The organism is Spirosoma aerophilum (assembly GCF_054782495.1).
Map to the genome: position 1 here is coordinate 56,199 of NZ_BAAGSJ010000019.1, position 19,683 is coordinate 75,881.

13 protein-coding genes and 2 pseudogenes are annotated in these 19,683 nt (G+C 51.2%); 14 read left to right on the plus strand and 1 reads right to left on the minus strand.

Annotated elements, in window-relative coordinates; all coding sequences use genetic code 11:
- Positions 1-284 precede the first annotated feature (284 nt).
- From ACYVK4_RS25530 to ACYVK4_RS25595, 14 genes and pseudogenes are all read left to right on the plus strand, one after another.
- A complete protein-coding gene (locus ACYVK4_RS25530; protein ID WP_461130407.1) occupies positions 285-974 on the plus strand; it encodes an RNA polymerase sigma-70 factor in 690 nt (229 codons plus the stop codon).
- 66 nt (positions 975-1,040) lie between these two features.
- Positions 1,041-2,042 carry a FecR family protein gene (locus tag ACYVK4_RS25535; protein WP_461130408.1) on the plus strand — a complete coding sequence of 334 codons (1,002 nt, stop codon included), beginning with the start codon at positions 1,041-1,043 and terminating at the stop codon, positions 2,040-2,042.
- A 130-nt stretch (positions 2,043-2,172) separates the two neighbouring features.
- Positions 2,173-5,670, plus strand: a complete 3,498-nt coding sequence (locus tag ACYVK4_RS25540) for a SusC/RagA family TonB-linked outer membrane protein (RefSeq protein WP_461130409.1) — start codon at positions 2,173-2,175, stop codon at positions 5,668-5,670.
- 20 nt (positions 5,671-5,690) lie between these two features.
- Positions 5,691-7,196, plus strand: coding sequence for a RagB/SusD family nutrient uptake outer membrane protein (locus tag ACYVK4_RS25545; RefSeq protein ID WP_461130410.1), 1,506 nt, complete (start codon positions 5,691-5,693; stop codon positions 7,194-7,196).
- A gap of 182 nt (positions 7,197-7,378) precedes the next feature.
- A complete protein-coding gene (locus tag ACYVK4_RS25550) occupies positions 7,379-8,281 on the plus strand; it encodes a ThuA domain-containing protein (protein WP_461130411.1) in 903 nt (300 codons plus the stop codon).
- 4 nt (positions 8,282-8,285) lie between these two features.
- Positions 8,286-11,519: a PVC-type heme-binding CxxCH protein gene (locus tag ACYVK4_RS25555; protein ID WP_461130412.1), complete on the plus strand. Its 3,234-nt coding sequence runs from the start codon at positions 8,286-8,288 to the stop codon at positions 11,517-11,519.
- A gap of 269 nt (positions 11,520-11,788) precedes the next feature.
- The gene (locus tag ACYVK4_RS25560; protein ID WP_461130413.1) at positions 11,789-12,682 is read left to right on the plus strand and encodes a sugar phosphate isomerase/epimerase family protein; all 894 of its coding nucleotides are present in this window, start codon (positions 11,789-11,791) and stop codon (positions 12,680-12,682) included.
- Positions 12,683-13,394: 712 nt separating this feature from the next.
- Positions 13,395-13,841 carry a cold-shock protein gene (locus tag ACYVK4_RS25565; RefSeq protein WP_461130414.1) on the plus strand — a complete coding sequence of 149 codons (447 nt, stop codon included), beginning with the start codon at positions 13,395-13,397 and terminating at the stop codon, positions 13,839-13,841.
- Between the two features lie 120 nt (positions 13,842-13,961).
- Positions 13,962-14,141 (plus strand): hypothetical protein, encoded by a 180-nt coding sequence (locus tag ACYVK4_RS25570; RefSeq protein ID WP_460940605.1) that lies wholly within the window; start codon positions 13,962-13,964, stop codon positions 14,139-14,141.
- Positions 14,142-14,360: 219 nt separating this feature from the next.
- A complete protein-coding gene (locus tag ACYVK4_RS25575; protein WP_461130415.1) occupies positions 14,361-15,047 on the plus strand; it encodes a response regulator transcription factor in 687 nt (228 codons plus the stop codon).
- A complete protein-coding gene (locus tag ACYVK4_RS25580; protein ID WP_461130416.1) occupies positions 15,044-16,420 on the plus strand; it encodes a sensor histidine kinase in 1,377 nt (458 codons plus the stop codon). Before ACYVK4_RS25575 ends, ACYVK4_RS25580 begins: the two co-directional genes overlap by 4 nt.
- An 87-nt stretch (positions 16,421-16,507) precedes the next feature.
- Positions 16,508-17,092 (plus strand): annotated as a pseudogene (locus ACYVK4_RS25585) (TolC family protein); the annotation flags it as partial.
- A 3-nt stretch (positions 17,093-17,095) separates the two neighbouring features.
- Positions 17,096-17,701, plus strand: a pseudogene (locus ACYVK4_RS25590) (efflux RND transporter permease subunit); the annotation flags it as partial.
- A gap of 274 nt (positions 17,702-17,975) precedes the next feature.
- Positions 17,976-18,371 carry a LytR/AlgR family response regulator transcription factor gene (locus tag ACYVK4_RS25595; protein WP_461130417.1) on the plus strand — a complete coding sequence of 132 codons (396 nt, stop codon included), beginning with the start codon at positions 17,976-17,978 and terminating at the stop codon, positions 18,369-18,371.
- Positions 18,372-18,421: 50 nt separating this feature from the next.
- Here ACYVK4_RS25595 and ACYVK4_RS25600 read toward each other — a convergent pair whose 3' ends face one another.
- The gene (locus ACYVK4_RS25600) at positions 18,422-19,426 is read right to left on the minus strand and encodes a YpdA family putative bacillithiol disulfide reductase (protein WP_461130418.1); all 1,005 of its coding nucleotides are present in this window, start codon (positions 19,424-19,426) and stop codon (positions 18,422-18,424) included.
- Between the last annotated feature and the right edge of the window lie 257 nt (positions 19,427-19,683).

Consider the following 19,683-nt stretch of genomic DNA (forward strand, 5'->3'; position numbering starts at 1 on the left):
GCATGGCCCCTATTCCGACCGAATCTCCTCACTCCTGTACCCAACAACCGGCGGGCATAGGCGTAAGTTCTTGTTAACGATTTGACGCCCTGTTTCTCCAGAACAACAGTATATGCCGTTACAGCCTATTCGGCAACGTAAAAGGAATGATGAAGGATCATATTGAAAAAGTATTGACTTTATTTTAGAAATAATTAAAATGAACTAAGGGGATTTTTTCTGAAAGTTGTCTTTAGTACTATAAAGTTGAATTTTATACAGGAAGGTTATAGAAACTGTAGGCTATGCAAGTTCGTCAACTGATCAAATCCGAAAGCCCAGGGTGCCCCGTTCCGATCGAAGAAATGGCTCCCTATAGTCAGGAAGACGAACCGGTAGCGGAAAAAGATACCGCCCACGATACCGAATTTTTTACCCGGCTGGCCTTTCGGGAAAGTCCGCAGAAAGGGTGCGAACTCCTCTTCCGGCGTTACCATCAGGCCCTGTGCAGTCATGCCGTCCGCTATGTGTATTCCAAAGAAACGGCCGAAGATCTCGTAAGTGAGGTATTCTGTAAATTCTGGAAGACAAAAGCCTACGAGAACATCACCTCTTCGTACCGTTACTACCTGTTTCGATGCGTTCGGAATGAAGCCTACAACTACCTGCGCCTGGAGTTTCAGAAACTGGACGATATAGAAACGGCCCAGATTCACGAAGAAGCGTTCAGTCAGCAACCCGACCAGATCATCCAGTTTGAGGAAGTACTTCACAAGGTAGAAGATTTGGTTAGTCAGCTGCCGCCCCAGTGTCGCAAAGTGTTTTTACTAAACCGTTTTGAGGGAAAGAAATACCAGGACATCGCCACTGAGTTGGGGCTGTCGATCAAAACCGTTGAAGTCCACATCGTCAAGGCGCTGGGTATTGTCCGGAAAGGCCTGAAAGATCACTGGCTTGCCGCCGTAGCCGTCATTGGGTATGTCTTCCCCTGCTGATGGCAATCAGCCAATAGTACCGTTTTTCAGAGCGTACATTTAGACCGGACATTACACCAACCGACGATGGAATCAGAAATCAACAAAGACTTTATATTCAATCATTTCGCCCGGAAGACCTCTCCGTTACAGCGCGAACTGATTGCTCAATGGCTGCGCGACAAAGCCAATGAAGAAGCTTATTACGAATGGCTGGAAGAGTGGGAAACTAAACATCCGCAGTATATCGCCAACACCGAATCGGCCCACCAGCGTTACTCGACTTTTATTGAGCAAAACCCCAACGACGAAACCGTCGCTGCTCCCCCCAGGCTTTTTCTGGGTAAGCCAAACTGGTTCGAGCGGTCGTGGCTAATTGCTGCGTCTGTCCTGCTCCTGCTTTATTCCGGTGCCTTTTTAGGACGCAACCAACTTCTTTACCAAACGTACGAAACAGATTTTGGCGAGACACAGTCGATCCGGTTATCGGATGGCAGTACCGTTATCCTGAATGCCAACTCCCAACTACAGGTACCCCGCTGGGGGTTCGGCGAAAGCACCCGGGAGGTTACACTGACGGGCGAAGCCAACTTCGATGTAGCCCATACACCCACGAATCAAAAGTTCATTGTAAAGACCAGTAAGAACCTGAATGTCATCGTCCTGGGCACTAACTTTACCGTTTTTACCCGCCAACGGGGCAGTCGAGTGACCCTGAACCAGGGGCAGATCAAACTTCAGTATAAAGAAGGCGCTACCACCCGGCAACTGCTGATGAAACCCGGTCAACGGGCCACCTTCGATCCGCAAAATCACATCGCCCTCAATACCACCCGGCAACCCGAACAACAGCCGGTCTGGAACGGAAAACGCTTTGTCTTTAATGAAACGCCCTTGCTGGAGGTCGCTTACATGCTGGAAGAGAATTACGGTTTGCAGGTCGAAATCCGTGATCCTGAACTGGCCCGGCGAGTGCTGATCGGCTCTATTGACGCCGAAAGTGCCGACCAACTGCTGCAATCCATTTCCGAACTACTTGATATCAATGTTATCCGGCAGGGTAACCGGGTACAACTCATAAGCCATTGATCCAGTAAACGAGCCTCAAACCACACAACGGTTGGCTTGAATGAAAATATAACCTATGTAATCGACAGAATCTGTGTAATCATTTTCTCTCAACCTCCTAACTCCAACAAATCAACTTCCTGTTCTTCTTATGAATAATCATCTACCCCGATTCCTGTTTTCAGGAATCACACTCTTGCTATTGCTTTTTGGGTTACAACCCGGATGGTCGCAGGCCGTTATATTGGCCAGTAATATGCAGCCGGGGCAGGTTCATCCAGCCAGCACGCAGGTCCGACAGCTCAAAGACGTGCTAAACGAACTGAACAGTCGCTATGGTGTCAACATTCTTTTCGAACTCCGGTCTGTCGAAGGGCTCTCGGTGCCCATGGAAACGATCCGCAACAAGGCCACGCTCGAAAAAAATCTGGAAAACGTACTGGGTCCGCTGGGCCTGCGCTACAAAAAAGTGAATGCCAGTTCGTACCTGATCGTTGGCAGCCGAAAAGCCAAAAAAGTGGCCGAAACGAGCGTACGGCTATCCGATGGTGAGCTATCCGGGCTAAACAGCCGTCAGCCCCTGATGGCCGACCGCAGCCCGAATATCCCTCAGCCGACCGCAGCTGCGGCCGAAGTCGCCGACCGAACCATTACGGGTACCGTAAAAAGCGAAACGAACGAAGGTTTACCGGGGGTTAGTGTGGTCATTAAAGGCACCACCCGCGGCACCACTACGGACGCTACCGGCGGCTACAAAATGACGATACCCGACGAAACCGGTACAGTACTGGTGTTTTCATTTGTAGGCTATATCAATCAGGAAGTTGCCCTTGGCAACCGCACCACCGTTGATGTGCAGCTGGTACCCGACGATAAAACACTAAACGAAGTGGTCGTGATCGGCTACGGTGTTCAGAAAAAGTCTGACCTGACCGGAGCTGTGGGCACCGTGAAAGCCGAAGCCCTTCAGGAACGGCCGGCAGCCTCGCTCAACCAGGGGCTGGCGGGTCGTATCACCGGCGTCAATGTATCGGTTAACTCAGGGCGCCCGGGTGGTCGGGCCAACATCCGTATCCGGGGAAATACATCGGTGAGCGTGGCCAATAACCCGCTCTATGTGATCGACGGGGTGATCCTGAACGCGTCTGGCCTGACCAATGGCAGTACGCCAATCGACTACATCAACCCCAACGACATTGCCAGCATCGAAGTCCTGAAAGATGCGTCGGCAACGGCTATTTACGGGGCCAGAGGTGCCAATGGCGTTATTCTGGTGACGACCAAACGGGGCAGCTCATCGGGCGGGCGCATCACCTACGACACTGACCTGAGCGTGGGCGTACTACCCCGCAAAATTCCGCTGCTGAACTCAAAAGAATTTTTGGCGGTGGAAGATGTGGCGTACCAGAATGCGCAGAAATACGACCCCGTTGGCTGGGCGGGCGGCAAATACAAAGACCCTAAGCTGAAGCGGACCAACCCCCTCCTGTTCGATCCCAGCGGTAATCCGCTCTACGACACCGACTGGCAGGAGGAAGCCTTCCAGAAGGCGTTTACCCAAAACCACCAGCTGTCGTTCTCGGGCGGCAATGCCAAGGATAGCTACGGGGTGTATCTGGGCTACCGCAACGAAAATGGTCTGGTCAAAGAGTCGTTTCTGAAACGCTACGCCGGTCGGTTTGTGTTCGACAGTCAGATCAAGAACTGGATCAAAGTAGGCGGTACGCTGAGTTACAATGACCAGAAAGAGAACCAGGTCGACCCCCTGGGTGCGGGCGGTATCATTGCCATGCGGCAGGTACTGGAAGCGCTGCCCATTATTCCGGTCAAATACCCCAACGGACGCTGGGGCGGCAACGAGGACTATCCCGGTATGGAAGGCGGTGGCAACCCCATCAATATTCTAAAGGAACGGTTCTATTACGTCAAGACCCAGACCATGCTGGGCAACGTGTATGCCAACATCAATCTGACAAAAGATCTGGAGTTCCGAACGACCCTCGGCACCAACGTAATCAATCAGGAAATTGACGAGTACGCTGGCCGAACCCTCAACTATATCTCCCGAAATCAGGGCGGTATCGCCAGTGTAACCAACGAACGACACAACTCCTGGCAGTTCGAAAACTACCTGACCTACAACAAGCGCTTTGCCCAGCATCATTCGGTTACGGGTCTGCTGGGTCTGGCGTGGCAGCACGTCGATCGGTTTACGAGCCGGGCCGCCACGCAGAATTTCCAGGACGACTATTTCCAGTTCAACAACCTGGGGGCAGGTTCCGTCCCGCTAGCTCCGAGTTCATCGGCCGTGGCCTATGGGTTGAACTCTTACTTCGGTCGGGTCAATTATGGTCTGAAAGACAAGTACCTGCTCACACTTACGGGCCGGGTAGACGGCTCCTCGAAGTTTGGTTCGGCTAACCGCTACGCCTTCTTCCCCTCGGCAGCACTAGCCTGGCGGGCAATCGAAGAGGACTTCATGAAAAACGTCCGGCCCGTGTCGAACCTGAAATTACGGAGCAGCTTCGGCGTAACCGGCAACTCGGAAATTACGGCCTATCAGGCGCTGGCGGGCATGAGCAACTATTCCGTCATCTTCGGCGGGGCGCGGGCCATTGGCGTTGGTATCGGACGATTGGCCAACCCGGACCTGCGCTGGGAGAAAACCTATCAGGTCGACGCGGGTCTGGAGCTGGGCCTGTTCCAGAACCGGCTCTCGCTGGAAATGGACATCTACCGCAAACTGACAACCGATATGCTGCTGAGCGCTCCCGTGCCCTATAGCAGTGGCTACGAAACGGTGTCGAAGAACGTTGGCAGCATGGAAAACCGGGGTATCGAACTGGCGGTGAACAGTGTCAACATAAACCGGGGCGGGTTCTCCTGGAATACCACCTTCAATATCTCGTTCAACAAAAACAAAGTAATCGCCCTCACCGGCGGCTCCGACATCTTTGTGGGCTATACCGTAGTGCGCGAAAAGGAGCCCGTTGGGTCCTATTTTGGCTTTGTGCACCAGGGAACTTGGAGTACCGCCGAAGAATCGGAAGCGGCCAAATATTTGAAACGGCCGGGTGACGTGAAGTATCAGGATGTGAACCAGGACGGGGTGATCAACGATAAAGACCGCGTCATCATCGGAAAAGGTATTCCGGACGGGTTCGGCACGCTGCTCAACAGCTTCAAGTTCAAAAACTTCGACCTCACCGTCGATTTGCAGTTCATGTACGGCAACGATGTGTTGTTCCGAAGCCAGCACTCGGCCGAAGACCGCCAAGGCATTGCCAACAGTTTCAAGACCGTGCTGAATGCCTGGACGCCCACGAACCAGGACACGCCCATTGCCCAGCTACGGCCCGTATCGGCGGGGTACAACACCAACGAAGATACCCACCGGGTTCAGGATGGTTCGTTTGTTCGGGGCCGCAACCTGCTGCTGGCCTACACCTTCCCATCAGCAATTACCAGTAAGTTGAAAATGAACCGTTTGCGGGCGTATGCGTCGGTGCAAAACTTCTTCCTGAAAACAAAATACGTTGGTTATGACCCGGAAGTATCGACAACCGGCAATGCCTTCGATCAGGGAGTGGCGCTGTACGACTATCCCAAGCCACGGGTGTTCATGTTCGGTTTAAACATTGGCCTTTAACCTAATCTGATTCTTTGATTATGAAAACGTATAAAAAAATCATTACCCGGTGGCTGTTTCTAACGGTACTGGTCATTAGCGGATCGTCCTGCTCCGATTTCCTGGACGAAATGGACCGAACCAATTTTACCGTCAATAATTACTTTACCAAACCCGAACACGCCACCAGTCAGGTCAACTCTATTTACGAGAACCTGAAAACAACTACCGGGGGCGGCTTTGGGGGAGCCCCCTGGATGATGCTGGAGTTTGCCACGGGACTGGCCAATACCGAACTGGGACAGGCGCAGAACAGTATTTTTGTTCGTAACCTCGTCAACACCTCCGACAATGAATACAGCCGGGTATACTGGGTGGCCAGCTATCGGGGCATTGGCAACGCGAACCTGGCGATTGCCAAAATACCCGCTATTGCCATGGATGAAGTCGCGAAGAAAAAATCGCTTGGCGAAGCGCGTTTCCTGCGTGCCTACTATTACTATAATCTGGTACGTATTTTTGGAAAGGTACCCCTGATTACGGAACCCATCGAACTGACGTCCACCAACCTGTATCCCGAACAGGCAAATGAGGAAGACATCTACAAACTGATCGTCGATGATCTGCTCGTGGCCGAAGCAGCCGGACTACCCTTTACTGATCCCAGCGGCCGTGTATCGACCGGGGCGGTCAAGTCCATGCTGGCCAGTGTATACCTGACGATGGCAGGCTATCCGCTGCAAAAGGGTGCGGAATATTTCAAAAAAGCCGCCGACAAGGCCAGTGAGGTAATCGCAGCGAATCAGTACAGCCTGTTTCCAACGTATGACGACCTGCACAGTCCATCGAAAAAGAACATTGGCGAAAATATCTTCATGGTTCAGTTTGCGACCAACATTCAGCCGTCGGGCTGGCAAACATCCATTATCCCCTACAATCAGGGAATCTCCGCTTACTCCGACCAGACAGGGGCTATTTTCGCCAATAAAGAGTTTGTGGAATCCTACGAAAAAGGTGATTTACGGGCGCAGGAAAAGCAGTTCTATTACCGGTCGTTTTCGCTCAGCCGCGACCGTTCGATCGTCGTTGATCTGGGTGGCTACTACATCTACAAGCATTTCGATACCCAGGCGCAGCTGGTTACGGCCAACAGCGATTTGAACTGGCCCCTGTACCGCTACGCTGAAGTGCTGCTGACCTACGCCGAAGCCGCCAATGAGGTGTCGGGCCCAACCGCCGACGCCTACGAAGCCGTCAACAAGATTCGCCGGCGAGCTAAGCTGCCCGAGTTGACTGGTCTGACAAAAGAGCAGTTGCGGGAAGCGGTCTGGAAAGAGCGGTGGTATGAACTGAGTTTCGAAAACAAAACCTGGTTCGATATGGCCCGGCTCCGCAAGGCGTTCAACGTAACGACCAAAGCGTTCGATAATTACGTTGGGCACAAATTCTCCTACGGACCCGTGCTGAAAGAGCGGGAACTGCTCTTCCCCATCCCCACTGCCGAAATCAGGAACAACAGCAAGCTGAAACAGAACCCCGGTTATTGACCTCAACCACTTAAGCCTACAAAATCTATAAGATATTGTAGGCTTAAGTAATAGTCTAAGATTCAACAGCTCCATCAGTCATCCAAAATGAATAACTTACTATTGAGTAAGTAAAATCAGGTAAATTTCAGCCCCGGATGTCTTCTATAGTAGCTTGAGTTAATTGTACCGTCTTGCCCTTTATGAGAACGAAACGCCGAGTTTTTCTTCAACAAGCCGCAGCTCTGCTGGCCCCTATCTCCCTGAACTGGACCGATGCGTTTGCCAGTTTCGCCCAGTCAACAGGAACGAAAGCCGATAAACCGCATGTGGTGTTTGTTACAGGCGACCATGAATACAGTGGCGAACTGACCCTGCCCCTCATTGCGGCCGAACTGGAAAAGAACTACGGCATTCGCACAACCGTGCTGAAAGCCTATCCCGACTACAACGGCGAAAAAGACATTCCCGGCCTGGAGGCTCTCAAAGACGCCGACCTGGCCGTTTTTTACCTGCGCTGGCGGCAACTGCCCGAAGACCAGCTCAAGTTTATTGATGACTACCTCAAATCAGGAAAACCCGTAATGGGCTTCCGCACCACCACCCACGCCTTCAACTATCCCGACGGCGATCCAAGAAAGCGGTGGAATGCCTTTGGTGAATTTGCCTTTGGTGCCCCTCCGGGCTGGGGCGGTGCGGCCAAACACACGCACTATGGCCACAAGAGTACCACCGACGTGACGATCATCCCGGCAGCGGCCAAAAACCCGATTCTGACCGGCGTTGAACCCAGTTTCCACGCGTCGTCCTGGCTCTATCGCGTGCTACCCGATTATCCGGCCAAAGGAGCCGTTCCGTTGCTCATGGGTAAGTCGGTCAATCCCGATAAAGAGGCCATCGACAACCCGGTTGCCTGGACGTGGCAAAACCAGTGGGGTGGCAAAGCCTTTCTGACAACCCTGGGCCACCCCGAAGACTTCCAGGTCGAGTCATTTCAGCGCCTGGTTATCAACGCCATTCATTGGGAACTTGGCAAACCAGTTCCTAAAAAATGGAAAGGAAAAATTGCTATCGACGTCCCTTATGGTCACCCTAACAAATCCTGATTAGATGAAAGCTTTACTTCCCAGGAAATTCACCCTTAACGTAGTACTCGCCGGATTGGGTCTGGCCGTTATTGCGTTCAGTGCCTTTCAGTCGATCATGCGCTCGGGCAGCGCATCGCAGACACTGAAAATCAACCGGGGCTCCCATATCGCCTTGATCGGCAACAATTTGGGGTCGAGGATGATGAACTATGGCTATTTCGAAACCGAAATGCAGCTTCGCTACCCCGACAATCAATTGTACATCCGCAACATGTGCGACCCCGGCGATACGCCCGGTTTCCGGCCCCGTTCGAGTCGTTTTTCGCCCTGGGCTTTTCCGGGTGCCGAGAAATTTCAGACCGAGTATGCCAATCCATCCGACAGTCAGGGCACGTTCGAATCGCCCGACGAGTGGCTGGCCCGGCTCAAGACCGACGTGATCGTTGCATTCTTTGGCTACAACGAATCTTTCCAGGGCAAAGAAGGGCTGGCGAATTACAAGGCTGAACTGGAAGCCTTCATCAAGCACACGCAGAACCAGAAATACAATGGTGCTACGGCTCCGCAACTGGCTCTGGTATCGCCCATTGCTTTCGAGGACTTATCGGCCACCTACGATCTGCCGAACGGCAAAAAAGAGAACGAGAACCTGTTGCTGTATACCAAAGCAATGAAGGAAGTGGCTGAACGGAACAACGTGCTTTTCATCGACGCCTTTACGCCCTCTCAGCAATGGTATAGCGCCAGCAAAGCCCCCTTGACCATTGACGGGTCGCAGCTTAACGATGCTGGTTATCAGAAATTAGGTCTTCTGCTCGCCGATCAGGTTTTTGGCAAGACACCCGCTAAAGCCGAAGCGAACCGCAAACTCGTGCATGAGGCCGTTCTGGAAAAGAACTGGATGTGGCACAACGACTACAAGATTCCGAACGGCGTTCACGTTTACGGTCGTCGGTACAACCCATTCGGACCGGACAACTACCCGGCGGAGATCGAGAAAATCCGGCAGATGACCGCCATTCGGGATACCGCCGTTTGGCTGGCCGTTTCGAAGGGTCAGAAAATGGACATTGCCGCTGCCGACAAGAACACCCGCCAGCTACCGCCGGTAAAAACCAACTTCAACCCCGAGAAGAACGGAAGCCTGAAATACCTCTACGGACAGGAAGCGCTGAGCAAACTAAAAGTGCCGCAGGGTTATAAGATCGAGCTTTTTGCGTCGGAAGAAGAGTTCCCCGATCTGGCGAAACCCATGCAGATGTCGTTCGATAATAAGGGGCGGCTATGGGTAGCGGTAATGCCCAGCTACCCCCACTACAAGCCCGGCGATGCCAAGCCTAACGATAAAATCCTGATCCTGGAGGATACCAACAACGACGGGAAGGCCGATAAGCAAACCGTTTTTGTTGATCACCTGCACCTGCCGCTTGGCTTCGAAATTGCCAAAGAAGGTGTTTACGTGTCGCAGGGGACTAATCTCAAACTTTTCACCGATACCAACGGCGACGACAAAGCCGACAAGAGTGAAATCCTGCTGAGCGGCTACGACGACCATGACACCCACCACAACAGCCACGCGTTCTGTGTTGATCCATCCGGGGCTATCTACTCCGGCGAAGGAGTGTTTCTGCATACCAACGTCGAAACGTCCTATGGTCCCGTTCGGGCAACCAATGGTGGTTTCTACCGGTATGCTCCCCAGCTTCGTAAACTGGAGCGCACGGCCCAATTAGCCATTCCGAACCCCTGGGGCATTGCTTTCGATGATTGGGGGCAACCCTTTTTCGCCGAAACATCCAGCCCCGATGTGCGCTGGATGATGCCGGGCACCGTGTTGCCCCGATATGGCGAAGCTACCCATAAATCAGTCCAGTTAGTTGAAGAAGCACATCGGGTTCGGCCCACCTCGGGTCTGGAGTTTGTTTCCAGCCGTCACTTCCCCGACGACATTCAGGGTGATTTCCTGATCAACAACACCATCGGCTTTTTGGGCATGAAAGAACATACCCTCGTGGATGATGGCACGGGTTACAAAAGTCGCCACCGGGCTGATCTGGTCGTGAGTGAAGACCGGAACTTCCGGCCCGTCGACATGGAGTTTGCACCGGATGGTTCGCTGTACCTGATCGACTGGCACAACATCCTGATCGGTCACATGCAGCATAACGCCCGCGACCCCCTGCGCGACCATTCGCACGGACGCGTGTACCGGATTACCTACCCATCCCGTCCGCTCGTAACGCCCGCCAAGATCGACGGTGCCAGTATCGAGCAGTTACTGGATAACCTTAAACTGCCCGAATACCGGACCCGCTACCGCACCCGGCGCGAACTTCGGGGCCGCGATGCCGGTCAGGTACTGGCTAAATTGAAGACCTGGGTGGCTGGCCTGGACAAAAAAGACCCTCGCTACGAGCACCACATGCTAGAGGGCCTTTGGGTAAGCTGGGGCATGGATAAAGTAGACCAATCCCTGCTGCGCCAGCTTCTCAAAGCGAAAGATTACCACGCCCGGGCCGCTGCGGTTCAGGTAGTGCGCTACACAGGGCATCAGGTACCCGATCAGGCTGACCTGCTGATGCAGGCTGCCCGGGATGAGAACAGCCGTGTTCGGTTGGATGCCATCGTAGCCGCATCCTGGATCGGCAAAGAAAAAGGCCTACCCATTCTGGCCGAGGCCGCAAAAAAACCGCTGGACGATTGGATGATTCACGCGCACGAAACCGCCGTGGCACACCTGAAAGGCATGAATGTGGCGAAGGAGAAAGAGATCGCTGTAAAAACGAACCTGAAAGGCGAAGAACTGGCTCTGTTCAACAAGGGCAAAGAAATCTACACACGGGATGGCTATTGTTCAACCTGTCATCAGGCGGATGGCAAAGGGCTCGCAGCCTCGGGCTTCCCCCCACTGGCAGGGACCAAATGGGTATCGGGCAATGAGGAACGGCTCATCAAAATTGCGTTGAAAGGCTTGATGGGGCCCATTGAGGTGGAGGGCAAATCCTACCCCGGCCAGGTGCCCATGACGCCCTTTGGCGGCTTGTTGAAAGACAACGAAATAGCTGCCGTGCTCACCTACGTCCGCAACTCCTTCGGGAACGAGGCACCGGCCATTCTACCGGCCAAGGTGAAGCAGGTACGGGCGGCTACGGTAGCCAAAGTCGATTTCTATTCACCGACCCAGTTGCTCAAGGAGCACCCAATGGAAAATGAAGGCAATCGAGCCACGAGCAAAGTAACCGGTGGCAGTAAGTAAGTCCAGTCCATTAGGTAGGTTGTACCCCTTAACTGATGTACACGGAGTTTACTTATAAAATGGGATCCGCACGGGTGGACCCGGCGGATGAGACGGAGTAAGCGGATAAACTTGTAACCGGTCATTTTATTGGTAAAAATCCGTTCGATCCGTCTCATCCGCGATCCTATTATTTTCGGTTTATGTACGTTAGTGGAGCCACTTGACCATCCAAAATCCGAAATCACAGATTCGGAATCATATTACTCATCACCCGATACCCCTTTTCTATGTCATTCGAGAATACATCGGCTGAACCGGCAAAAAAACTAACCTCGCCCGTTGGGTTTAATATCCTGGTCTGGACAGCCGCTTTATCCGAAAAAATGAATCCGATTGCCGACCGGCTTAAAAAGATTGGTTACGATGGCGTCGAATCCTTTGTCGATACGCAGGATGTCAGTGTTTATCGAAAGTTTGGCGATCACCTTCGGCAGGTAGGCTTACAAAGCACCTGCGTTACGGTGGTTGGTCCGGAGCAAAACCCGGCCAGCGAGTCGGCCAGTGTGCGCGAACAGGCGGTTATCCATCTGAAAGGAGCCATTGACCGGGCACACGCCATGGGGGCCTCGGTTTTGTGTGGTCCCTTTCATTCAGCCTTTGCCACCTTTAGTCGGCGCGAGCCGCAACCGGACGAATACGCCCATAGTGCCGAAGTGCTGCACACGGTTGGTGACTACGCCAGGCAAGCCAACATCATTCTGGCACCGGAAGCCCTGAACCGTTTCGAGTGTTATCTGTGCAACACCATGGGGCAGTTGCTGGAGTTAGTGCGTCGGGCCGATCACCCAAACGTACAGGCTATGTTCGATACCCATCACGCCAATATGGAGGAAAAGCGTTTCCCGGAAGCCATCCGCACGATAGCGCCGGTACTGGCACACGTCCACATCAGTGAAAACGACCGCGGAACGCCGGGCGATGGCCATATCCCCTGGGACGATACGTTCAGAACACTGGCCGAAATAAACTACTCCGGCTGGATGACCATTGAGGCTTTTACGCGAAATGACATTGATTTTGCCAATTCGATCAATGTATGGCGGGAATATAATGACCCCTGGAATATTGCCGAAAACGGTTTCAAATTCATCAAAGAGATGCAGGCGCAGTATGCGGGCTAATGCGGACAAAAAAACCATTCGCGTTTAGACCCAGCCATTTCTTTTCTTATGTATGGTGAATAAGCTTGTTTAAGCGAGTAGCAGAGCGATCGAACCAACAGATAAACAAAGCCCCAATCAGCTGACACAGGCGTTTATGCTGATTGGGGCTTTGTTTATAATTATTCGGTATTGACAACCAACCACTTGCTATACCGAAACGTAAATTAATTCCTTTTTAATGGGATCCGTTGGGGAAAAAGACATAAGTTTACTTATTCTGTCGTTTATCAATTGTTTTATTGAACGAAATTTAGGTATAGTAACATAAAGCCCGATTACGCTGTAATCGGGCTTTATTGATATAGGCTACACTACCCGATCAGATGAACTGATTCACACTAAAGCCGCAGCATAGATACCTGGTCAGAAGTAACTAATTTCTTTCCATTTATCCGTCCTATTCAGCAACGGAATAAGCCCTTTACAGTGAATACGCACCCTTTTCAGGCAATATAATAGGGTAAAAGGCGGCTTAGGTGAACGCTATACGTTAGTAAAATCAACAATCAACCACAGGTCAACCAACTTATTTCAACTCTTTATGGTTCTTAATAAGGTGGGGCGGTTAAATCCGCTTGATAATCAGGTTTTCAATCTATTTACGCCACCTCTGTTGCAACACACTATGCCCAGAACAGGCATGATAACCTCACACGAATAAACACAAGGAATGGAGACATTTAGTAAAAAAGAAAAAGAAAAGGCAAGACAGAAAAAGAGAAAAGATAAAGAAGAAAAAAGAGAAGACCGGAAAGCAAATGCCGTGAAAGGACAGGGCCTGGATGAAATGCTGGCCTACGTCGATGAAAATGGCAATATTTCGTCGACACCTCCCGATCCCCGCAAAAAGAAGCGTATCGATCAGGAAGACATTCAGATTGGCGTTGCCAAACAGGAAGCCGGGGCTCCTCAGGACTTAACCCGGCAAGGCATCGTGACCTTCTTTAATGACTCAAAAGGGTACGGTTTTATCCGGGATCTCCAAAGTCAGGAAAGTATTTTCGTCCATATCAATGGGCTGAAAGACGCCATTACAGAGCATGATAAAGTGTCTTTTTCTGTCGAAATGACCCCCAAAGGGCCAAATGCCGTTGACGTAGCTAAGCAAGTCGCGTAACGTTTTAGACTTATTCTAAGAGCTATTTGTCTCTATATGACACTAATCCTAATGAAATAGGGTTATGGGGATAGACATGCACTCATGAGGTCGCATGCACTCATTATTATCCCCTAGGTTATGAGCCAACAAACGTACACCTCCATTCCCCCCACCACTGATAGTGTCTACTGGATGCTCAAATCTTCGGACGGCAAAACAAGCATTTTCGTACCTCGCGATAAAGAGCTTGATCGGAAGTTAAAAGTGAAGTTTCAGGCTGAAGTTGCAGCCAGAACATCGGTTAAGCGGAAACGGTAAGGAAAGGAGTTAGTGACTTATTTGTTTGTAATAACATGGCCCGGCCCTTAAAGCCGGGCTTTTTTGTTGACCAAACCAGATAGTTTACTACATTATCCGTCGAGTTAACCGAATGATGAGGTTTTTCTGTTCAGTAAGCGCTCATGCACTGTAGAAAATTAAACAACGTTTTGTGGGTATGAGCCTCGCATACGAGCAAAAAAGGTATAACAGCACCGTATGAAAACGATTCTGCTTGTTGAAGACGACCGACGCATTGCCCAGAATATCAGCCGTGGACTAACCGACGAAGGTTATGCCACGGATGTTGCCTATAATGGACTTGATGGTCAGGAAAAGCTGCGCACTCACGAGTTCGACATGGTCATCCTGGACGTTAACCTGCCGGGTATAAACGGCTACGAGCTCTGTCGGGAAATACGAAGCCACAACCCGCATTTGCCGGTCCTGATGCTCACGGCGCTGGGCGAAATAGAAGATAAAGTTACCGGCCTCGGCGTAGGTGCCGACGACTATCTGGTGAAACCCTTCGATTTCCGGGAGTTGCTGGCGCGGGTAGCCGCCTGCCTTCGTCGTACTGACCATCGGACGGGAGCCGACGATATCATACGGGTAGCCAACCTAACGCTGAACCGCACTGCCCGGCAAGTTCGGCGGGATGATACCATCATTGAACTGACCACACGGGAATTCATTTTGCTAGCCTATCTCATACAGCACGCAGGTCGGCCTGTCTCGCGGCTCGAACTGACCGAACACGTCTGGAGTATGCCATTCGATACCGGAACCAATGTGGTGGAAGTGTACATCAATTACCTCCGCAAAAAAATTGACCGGGATTTCTCACCCAAATTAATCCATACCCGGAGCGGGTATGGGTACGTTTTGAAAGAAGAACCTGTATGACTATACGCAACCGTATTTCGGGCCAGTTCACGCTGATCGTTGCTTCCATTCTGATCGGGTTCTCGTTACTGATCTACCTGGTTTCAGCAACCTACCGACGGGAGGAGTTTTACGAACGGCTGAAAAATAAAGCTCGTACAACAGCCCGGTTTCTGGTAGAAGTGAAAGAAGTGGATTACGATCTACTACGGATCATCGATCGAAATACACTGACGGCCCTCATCGACGAAAAAGTACTGGTCATCAACGATAAAAATCAACTGGTTTACAGCAGCGTCGATGACCATCCGGTACGGTATAAGCCAGCCCTTCTGGACGAAGTTCGCCGGAGCAAAGAAGTGGAAACCACTAACGGTGATAACGAACTGGTTGGCATTCTGTACGAATCCAACGGTCGGCGGCTGGTGGTGCTGGCTTCGGCCTACGATCAGTTTGGCCAGAGTAAACTGGCGAACCTGCGCCTGACACTTTTCTGGGGGTTACTGGGCGGTATTGGCCTCACCGTCGTGTTAGGCTTTTTCTTTGCCGGGCAGTCACTTCAGCCCATTGGTAATATTAACCGGCAGGTACAAACCATTACGGCCCGAAATCTCCGGCAGCGGCTCGACGAGGGCCGCCGACAGGACGAGATCGACCAGTTAGCCGTTAATTTCAATGCGGTGTTACAGCGTCTCGAACAGGCTTTTGAGCAGCAACGCAGTTTTGTCTCGCATGCGTCGCATGAGTTGCGGACACCGCTGGCTGCCCTGAAATCTGAAATTCAGCTTGGCCTCCTGCGCCCTCTTTCGCTGGAACGGCACACCGAAATTCTTAAGAACCTGCTGATGGATACCGATCGGCTCATTGCCCTGTCGAACAGCCTGCTTCTTTTGGCCCGAACGCTGGAGAATCTGGATGCTGTCATGATGAAACCTATACGACTGGATGATGTGCTCTTTTCGGCGCAGGATGAACTCCTGACAACTCATCCTGACTACACGGTGCAGTTTCAGTACGATCAGGTCCCCGAAACCGAAACCGATATGATTGTGGCTGGCAACGAGACGCTACTGTCGCGGGTGGTGTTCAATCTGCTCGACAATGCCTGTAAATACGCTGGTGACCATCGGGCTCGGGTCAGTATCGGTACCAGTTCTCAGCATGTCTGGCTGAGTGTAACGGATACCGGCATTGGCTTGAGTGCCGATGAACAGGCGCATATTTTCGAACCCTTTTACCGGGCTCCCGGAGCTATCCAATTTGAGGGATTTGGCGTCGGACTTGCTGTATGCCAACGCATTATGGAACTCCACAATGGCAACATCAGCGTGGATAGTATACCGGGTCAGGGCAGCACCTTTACCATTATCTTACCCACCATTAAGTCTACTTAAAAAAACTAATTTTTCCTAATTCCTTAACGACGGTCTTCCTGAGTAGCCTTAGCAACTTTGTGGCTGGTACCAACAAAACCACCCGTAATGCGTTCCTGGCTTTTACTTTTAATTCTGCTTCTGGCTGGTCAGGTCAGAGGGGAGAATTCTCTTCGTCTGACCCGACAGCCGGCTGATAGTCTGTTCATTAAAAATAACCTGTTGCTGCTGGCCGAACGATTTCGGATCGATATTAGCCAGGCACAGATTTTACAGGCCAGCCTGCGCGATAACCCCACTGCTACGCTTGAATTTAGTGCGTTCAACAACCAAACCAGCCGCGTGCTGGACGTAGGTCGTGGGGGCGTGAAAATCATTTCGATCCAGCAACTGCTTTATACCGCCGATAAACGAAACAAACGAATTGCACTGGCTATCGAAGCCGCTCACCTGAGTGAACTCGAACTGCTCGATCTGCTACGCGGCCTTCGGTTCGACCTGCGCAGCCGGTTCTACGCCATTTATTTTCAGCAGCAGACCCTTGCCCGCTATGATCGCCGGATCGCCACGATCCAGACAACCGTGACGGCCTATGAGCGGGAGTATGAACGCAATAACGTATCGCTTCGTGAATTACTGCGACTTAAAGCCCTGCTGTTTCTGTTAAGCAACGACCGCACCGAAATCCGGTTTTAACTCGCCGAAGCCCAACAGCGGGTGAAGGAGACAGTAAAAGACATACCAAAAGGCTACGGTATTAACTGGACCGGCGAATTTGAAAATCAGGTACGGGCAACGGGTCGTCTGGCTCAGGTGGTACCGATCAGTCTGGCAACTATTTTCGTCATTCTGTTCATTCTCTTCGGCAGTGCCAAAGATGCAGGGCTTGTCTTGTTGAACGTACCTTTTGCGCTCATCGGGGGCATTCTGGCCCTGCACGCTACGGGCATGAACTTCGGAATATCGGCCGGGGTGGGCTTTATTGCCCTATTCGGCATCTGCGTGCAGAATGGCGTTATTCTCATTTCGGTATTCAATAACAACCGGAAGGTCCATATGCCGCTCGATCAGGCCATTCGCGAAGGGGTGCGATCACGCATCCGGCCCGTGGTCATGACTGCCCTGATGGCGGCTATTGGCCTGTTTCCGGCGGCCATCTCAGCCGGTATTGGCTCCGAAACCCAGAAACCATTGGCAATTGTCGTTATTGGGGGCCTCATCACGGCTACGATACTGACACTACTTATTTTCCCGATCATTTACCGAATGTTCAGCCGGAAAGACCACACGCTGGCCAACTGATACGACGATAGCCTGTTTATCAAAAACGCCCGTCTACCTGATGTAGACGGGCGTTTTGTGTTCTGGCCTGCGTGCGGATCTATCAGCCGGTTACCCCGTCTGCTGGATAGGACTCAACGATACTGACTTTCAGCGGCTTTTGTAACTCACGTCTATTTTACTGCCGTTCAGCTACTATTTCTGGTTACTGACAACATAATTCCGATAGAGTCTATTTAGTCACTTATGTTTACCTACTGGTTATCACACACATCCTTCTTTTTAATGAATAACTATGGTACCACATCAATGCCCTGTCACATCAGCCGTTTCCCCGCCTACCGCAGGTATTAAGATGTATGTCCGTTCCAGCGGGCAACTTACCTTACCAGTAGCCGACCTACAATTTTTGCAGGCTACAGGTAACTATACGTGGCTTCACTGGCGGGATGGCCAGCGCATGCTGATGCCCCGCACGCTGAAATATTACATTCCGCTATTGCCCGCCGACTGGTTTATTCGATTACACCGCAACTGCGTGGTAAACCTTGACTGCATTGAGCGAATTGAACGGATCGACCCGGATAAAGGTGGGCTTGTTTACCTACGATCCGGGGTTGTTTTGCCCGTTTCGCGCCGTCGTTGGTTTGCCACCAAGCGGCTCTTAGCCAGGCATTCTCTATCTAATTAAATCTAATTGATCTGGTACGGACAAATTTAAATTTGTCCGTACCAGATCAATTAGATTCGCTGAATCAGCTCAGCCACTTTGTGGACCTCTCGCCCTGCAATGTGGTCGATGATCGCCTGAGCGTGTTCCCGGCCATTCTCAATAAATACTTTCTCGGTATAAATACCAGCCATTACCGTTCCGCAGACGTACAAACCTGGCACCGTCGTCTCAAATGTTTCTTTATTGTAGGTCGGTACTTGTGTAACGGGGTCCAGTTCAATACCACATCGGCGCAACAGAGCAGCATCCGGAATATAACCGGTCAGGATAAAGACAAAGTCGGCTGGCAACTGCGTTTCCTCACCTGTTTTGAGGTTGTTGACCGTTACGAATTGTTCATCGATCTGGGTCACACACGAGTCGAAGGCCGTTTTGATGCGGCCTTCCTTCACCCGGTTTTTCACGTCGGGCACCAACCAGTATTTCACCGTGCTTCTAAAATCCTCACCCCGGTGAACCACCGTAATGTTCACATCATGTCGATATAATTCCAGAGCCGCTTCGACCGCCGAGTTCGAACCGCCAATGATCACCACATTGGTAAACGAATATTTGAATGGTTCGTCGTAGTAATGCGACACATGAGGCAGATTTTCACCGGGAATATTGAGCCAGCGTGGGCGGGTAAAATAGCCCGTTGCCATGATCACCTTATTCGCGACAAAGCGTTCGCCCGATTTAGTTGTCACAACGAACAGATCACCTTCTTTGTGTACCTCCCAAACTTCCTGAAACAGGTTGACATTCAATTTATAATAGGCGGCTGCTTTCCGGTAGTACTGAAGAGCCTCGTCCCGACCAGCCTTCACATCGGAAATGGCAAAGGGCAGTCCACCAATTTCAATATTTTCGGCGGTTGAAAAGAACCGCATTCGGCGAGGATACTGCCGAATCGATTCCGTTAGACTTCCCATTTCCAGAATCAAATGAGTTAAGCCAGCTTTAGCCGCTTCAATACCAGCAGCTAACCCACAGGGGCCTCCCCCAACTATAATGACATCGTATGGCTGCATGCGTTCGTTCGTTAATGATTTTTACCGCTATCTATTCAGTAAGGTTGCTACTGATTCTTGAATGAGGTAACGATGCTTAATCACGAGTAACCAAGGGCATTTCGCAAAGATTCCTCGTGAAATTACATTCTCTATCTTCCTAACAGGATTCAGCGAGAAAAAATTTTCGTTTGATACAATCGACCAAAAGCCGTTTACTATTACTTATAAACATTAGTGTACCTTTTAGTAGATATATAAGGAATCACTTTTTTAAA

Bases quoted from the DNA above. Each gene is read 5' to 3' on its own strand.
- ACYVK4_RS25530 (WP_461130407.1), top strand. From the start codon at position 285: ATGCAAGTTCGTCAACTGATCAAATCCGAAAGCCCAGGGTGCCCCGTT.
- ACYVK4_RS25535 (WP_461130408.1), top strand. From the start codon at position 1,041: ATGGAATCAGAAATCAACAAAGACTTTATATTCAATCATTTCGCCCGG.
- ACYVK4_RS25540 (WP_461130409.1), top strand. From the start codon at position 2,173: ATGAATAATCATCTACCCCGATTCCTGTTTTCAGGAATCACACTCTTG.
- ACYVK4_RS25545 (WP_461130410.1), top strand. From the start codon at position 5,691: ATGAAAACGTATAAAAAAATCATTACCCGGTGGCTGTTTCTAACGGTA.
- ACYVK4_RS25550 (WP_461130411.1), top strand. From the start codon at position 7,379: ATGAGAACGAAACGCCGAGTTTTTCTTCAACAAGCCGCAGCTCTGCTG.
- ACYVK4_RS25555 (WP_461130412.1), top strand. From the start codon at position 8,286: ATGAAAGCTTTACTTCCCAGGAAATTCACCCTTAACGTAGTACTCGCC.
- ACYVK4_RS25560 (WP_461130413.1), top strand. From the start codon at position 11,789: ATGTCATTCGAGAATACATCGGCTGAACCGGCAAAAAAACTAACCTCG.
- ACYVK4_RS25565 (WP_461130414.1), top strand. From the start codon at position 13,395: ATGGAGACATTTAGTAAAAAAGAAAAAGAAAAGGCAAGACAGAAAAAG.
- ACYVK4_RS25570 (WP_460940605.1), top strand. From the start codon at position 13,962: ATGAGCCAACAAACGTACACCTCCATTCCCCCCACCACTGATAGTGTC.
- ACYVK4_RS25575 (WP_461130415.1), top strand. From the start codon at position 14,361: ATGAAAACGATTCTGCTTGTTGAAGACGACCGACGCATTGCCCAGAAT.
- ACYVK4_RS25580 (WP_461130416.1), top strand. From the start codon at position 15,044: ATGACTATACGCAACCGTATTTCGGGCCAGTTCACGCTGATCGTTGCT.
- ACYVK4_RS25595 (WP_461130417.1), top strand. From the start codon at position 17,976: ATGGTACCACATCAATGCCCTGTCACATCAGCCGTTTCCCCGCCTACC.
- ACYVK4_RS25600 (WP_461130418.1), bottom strand. From the start codon at position 19,426: ATGCAGCCATACGATGTCATTATAGTTGGGGGAGGCCCCTGTGGGTTA.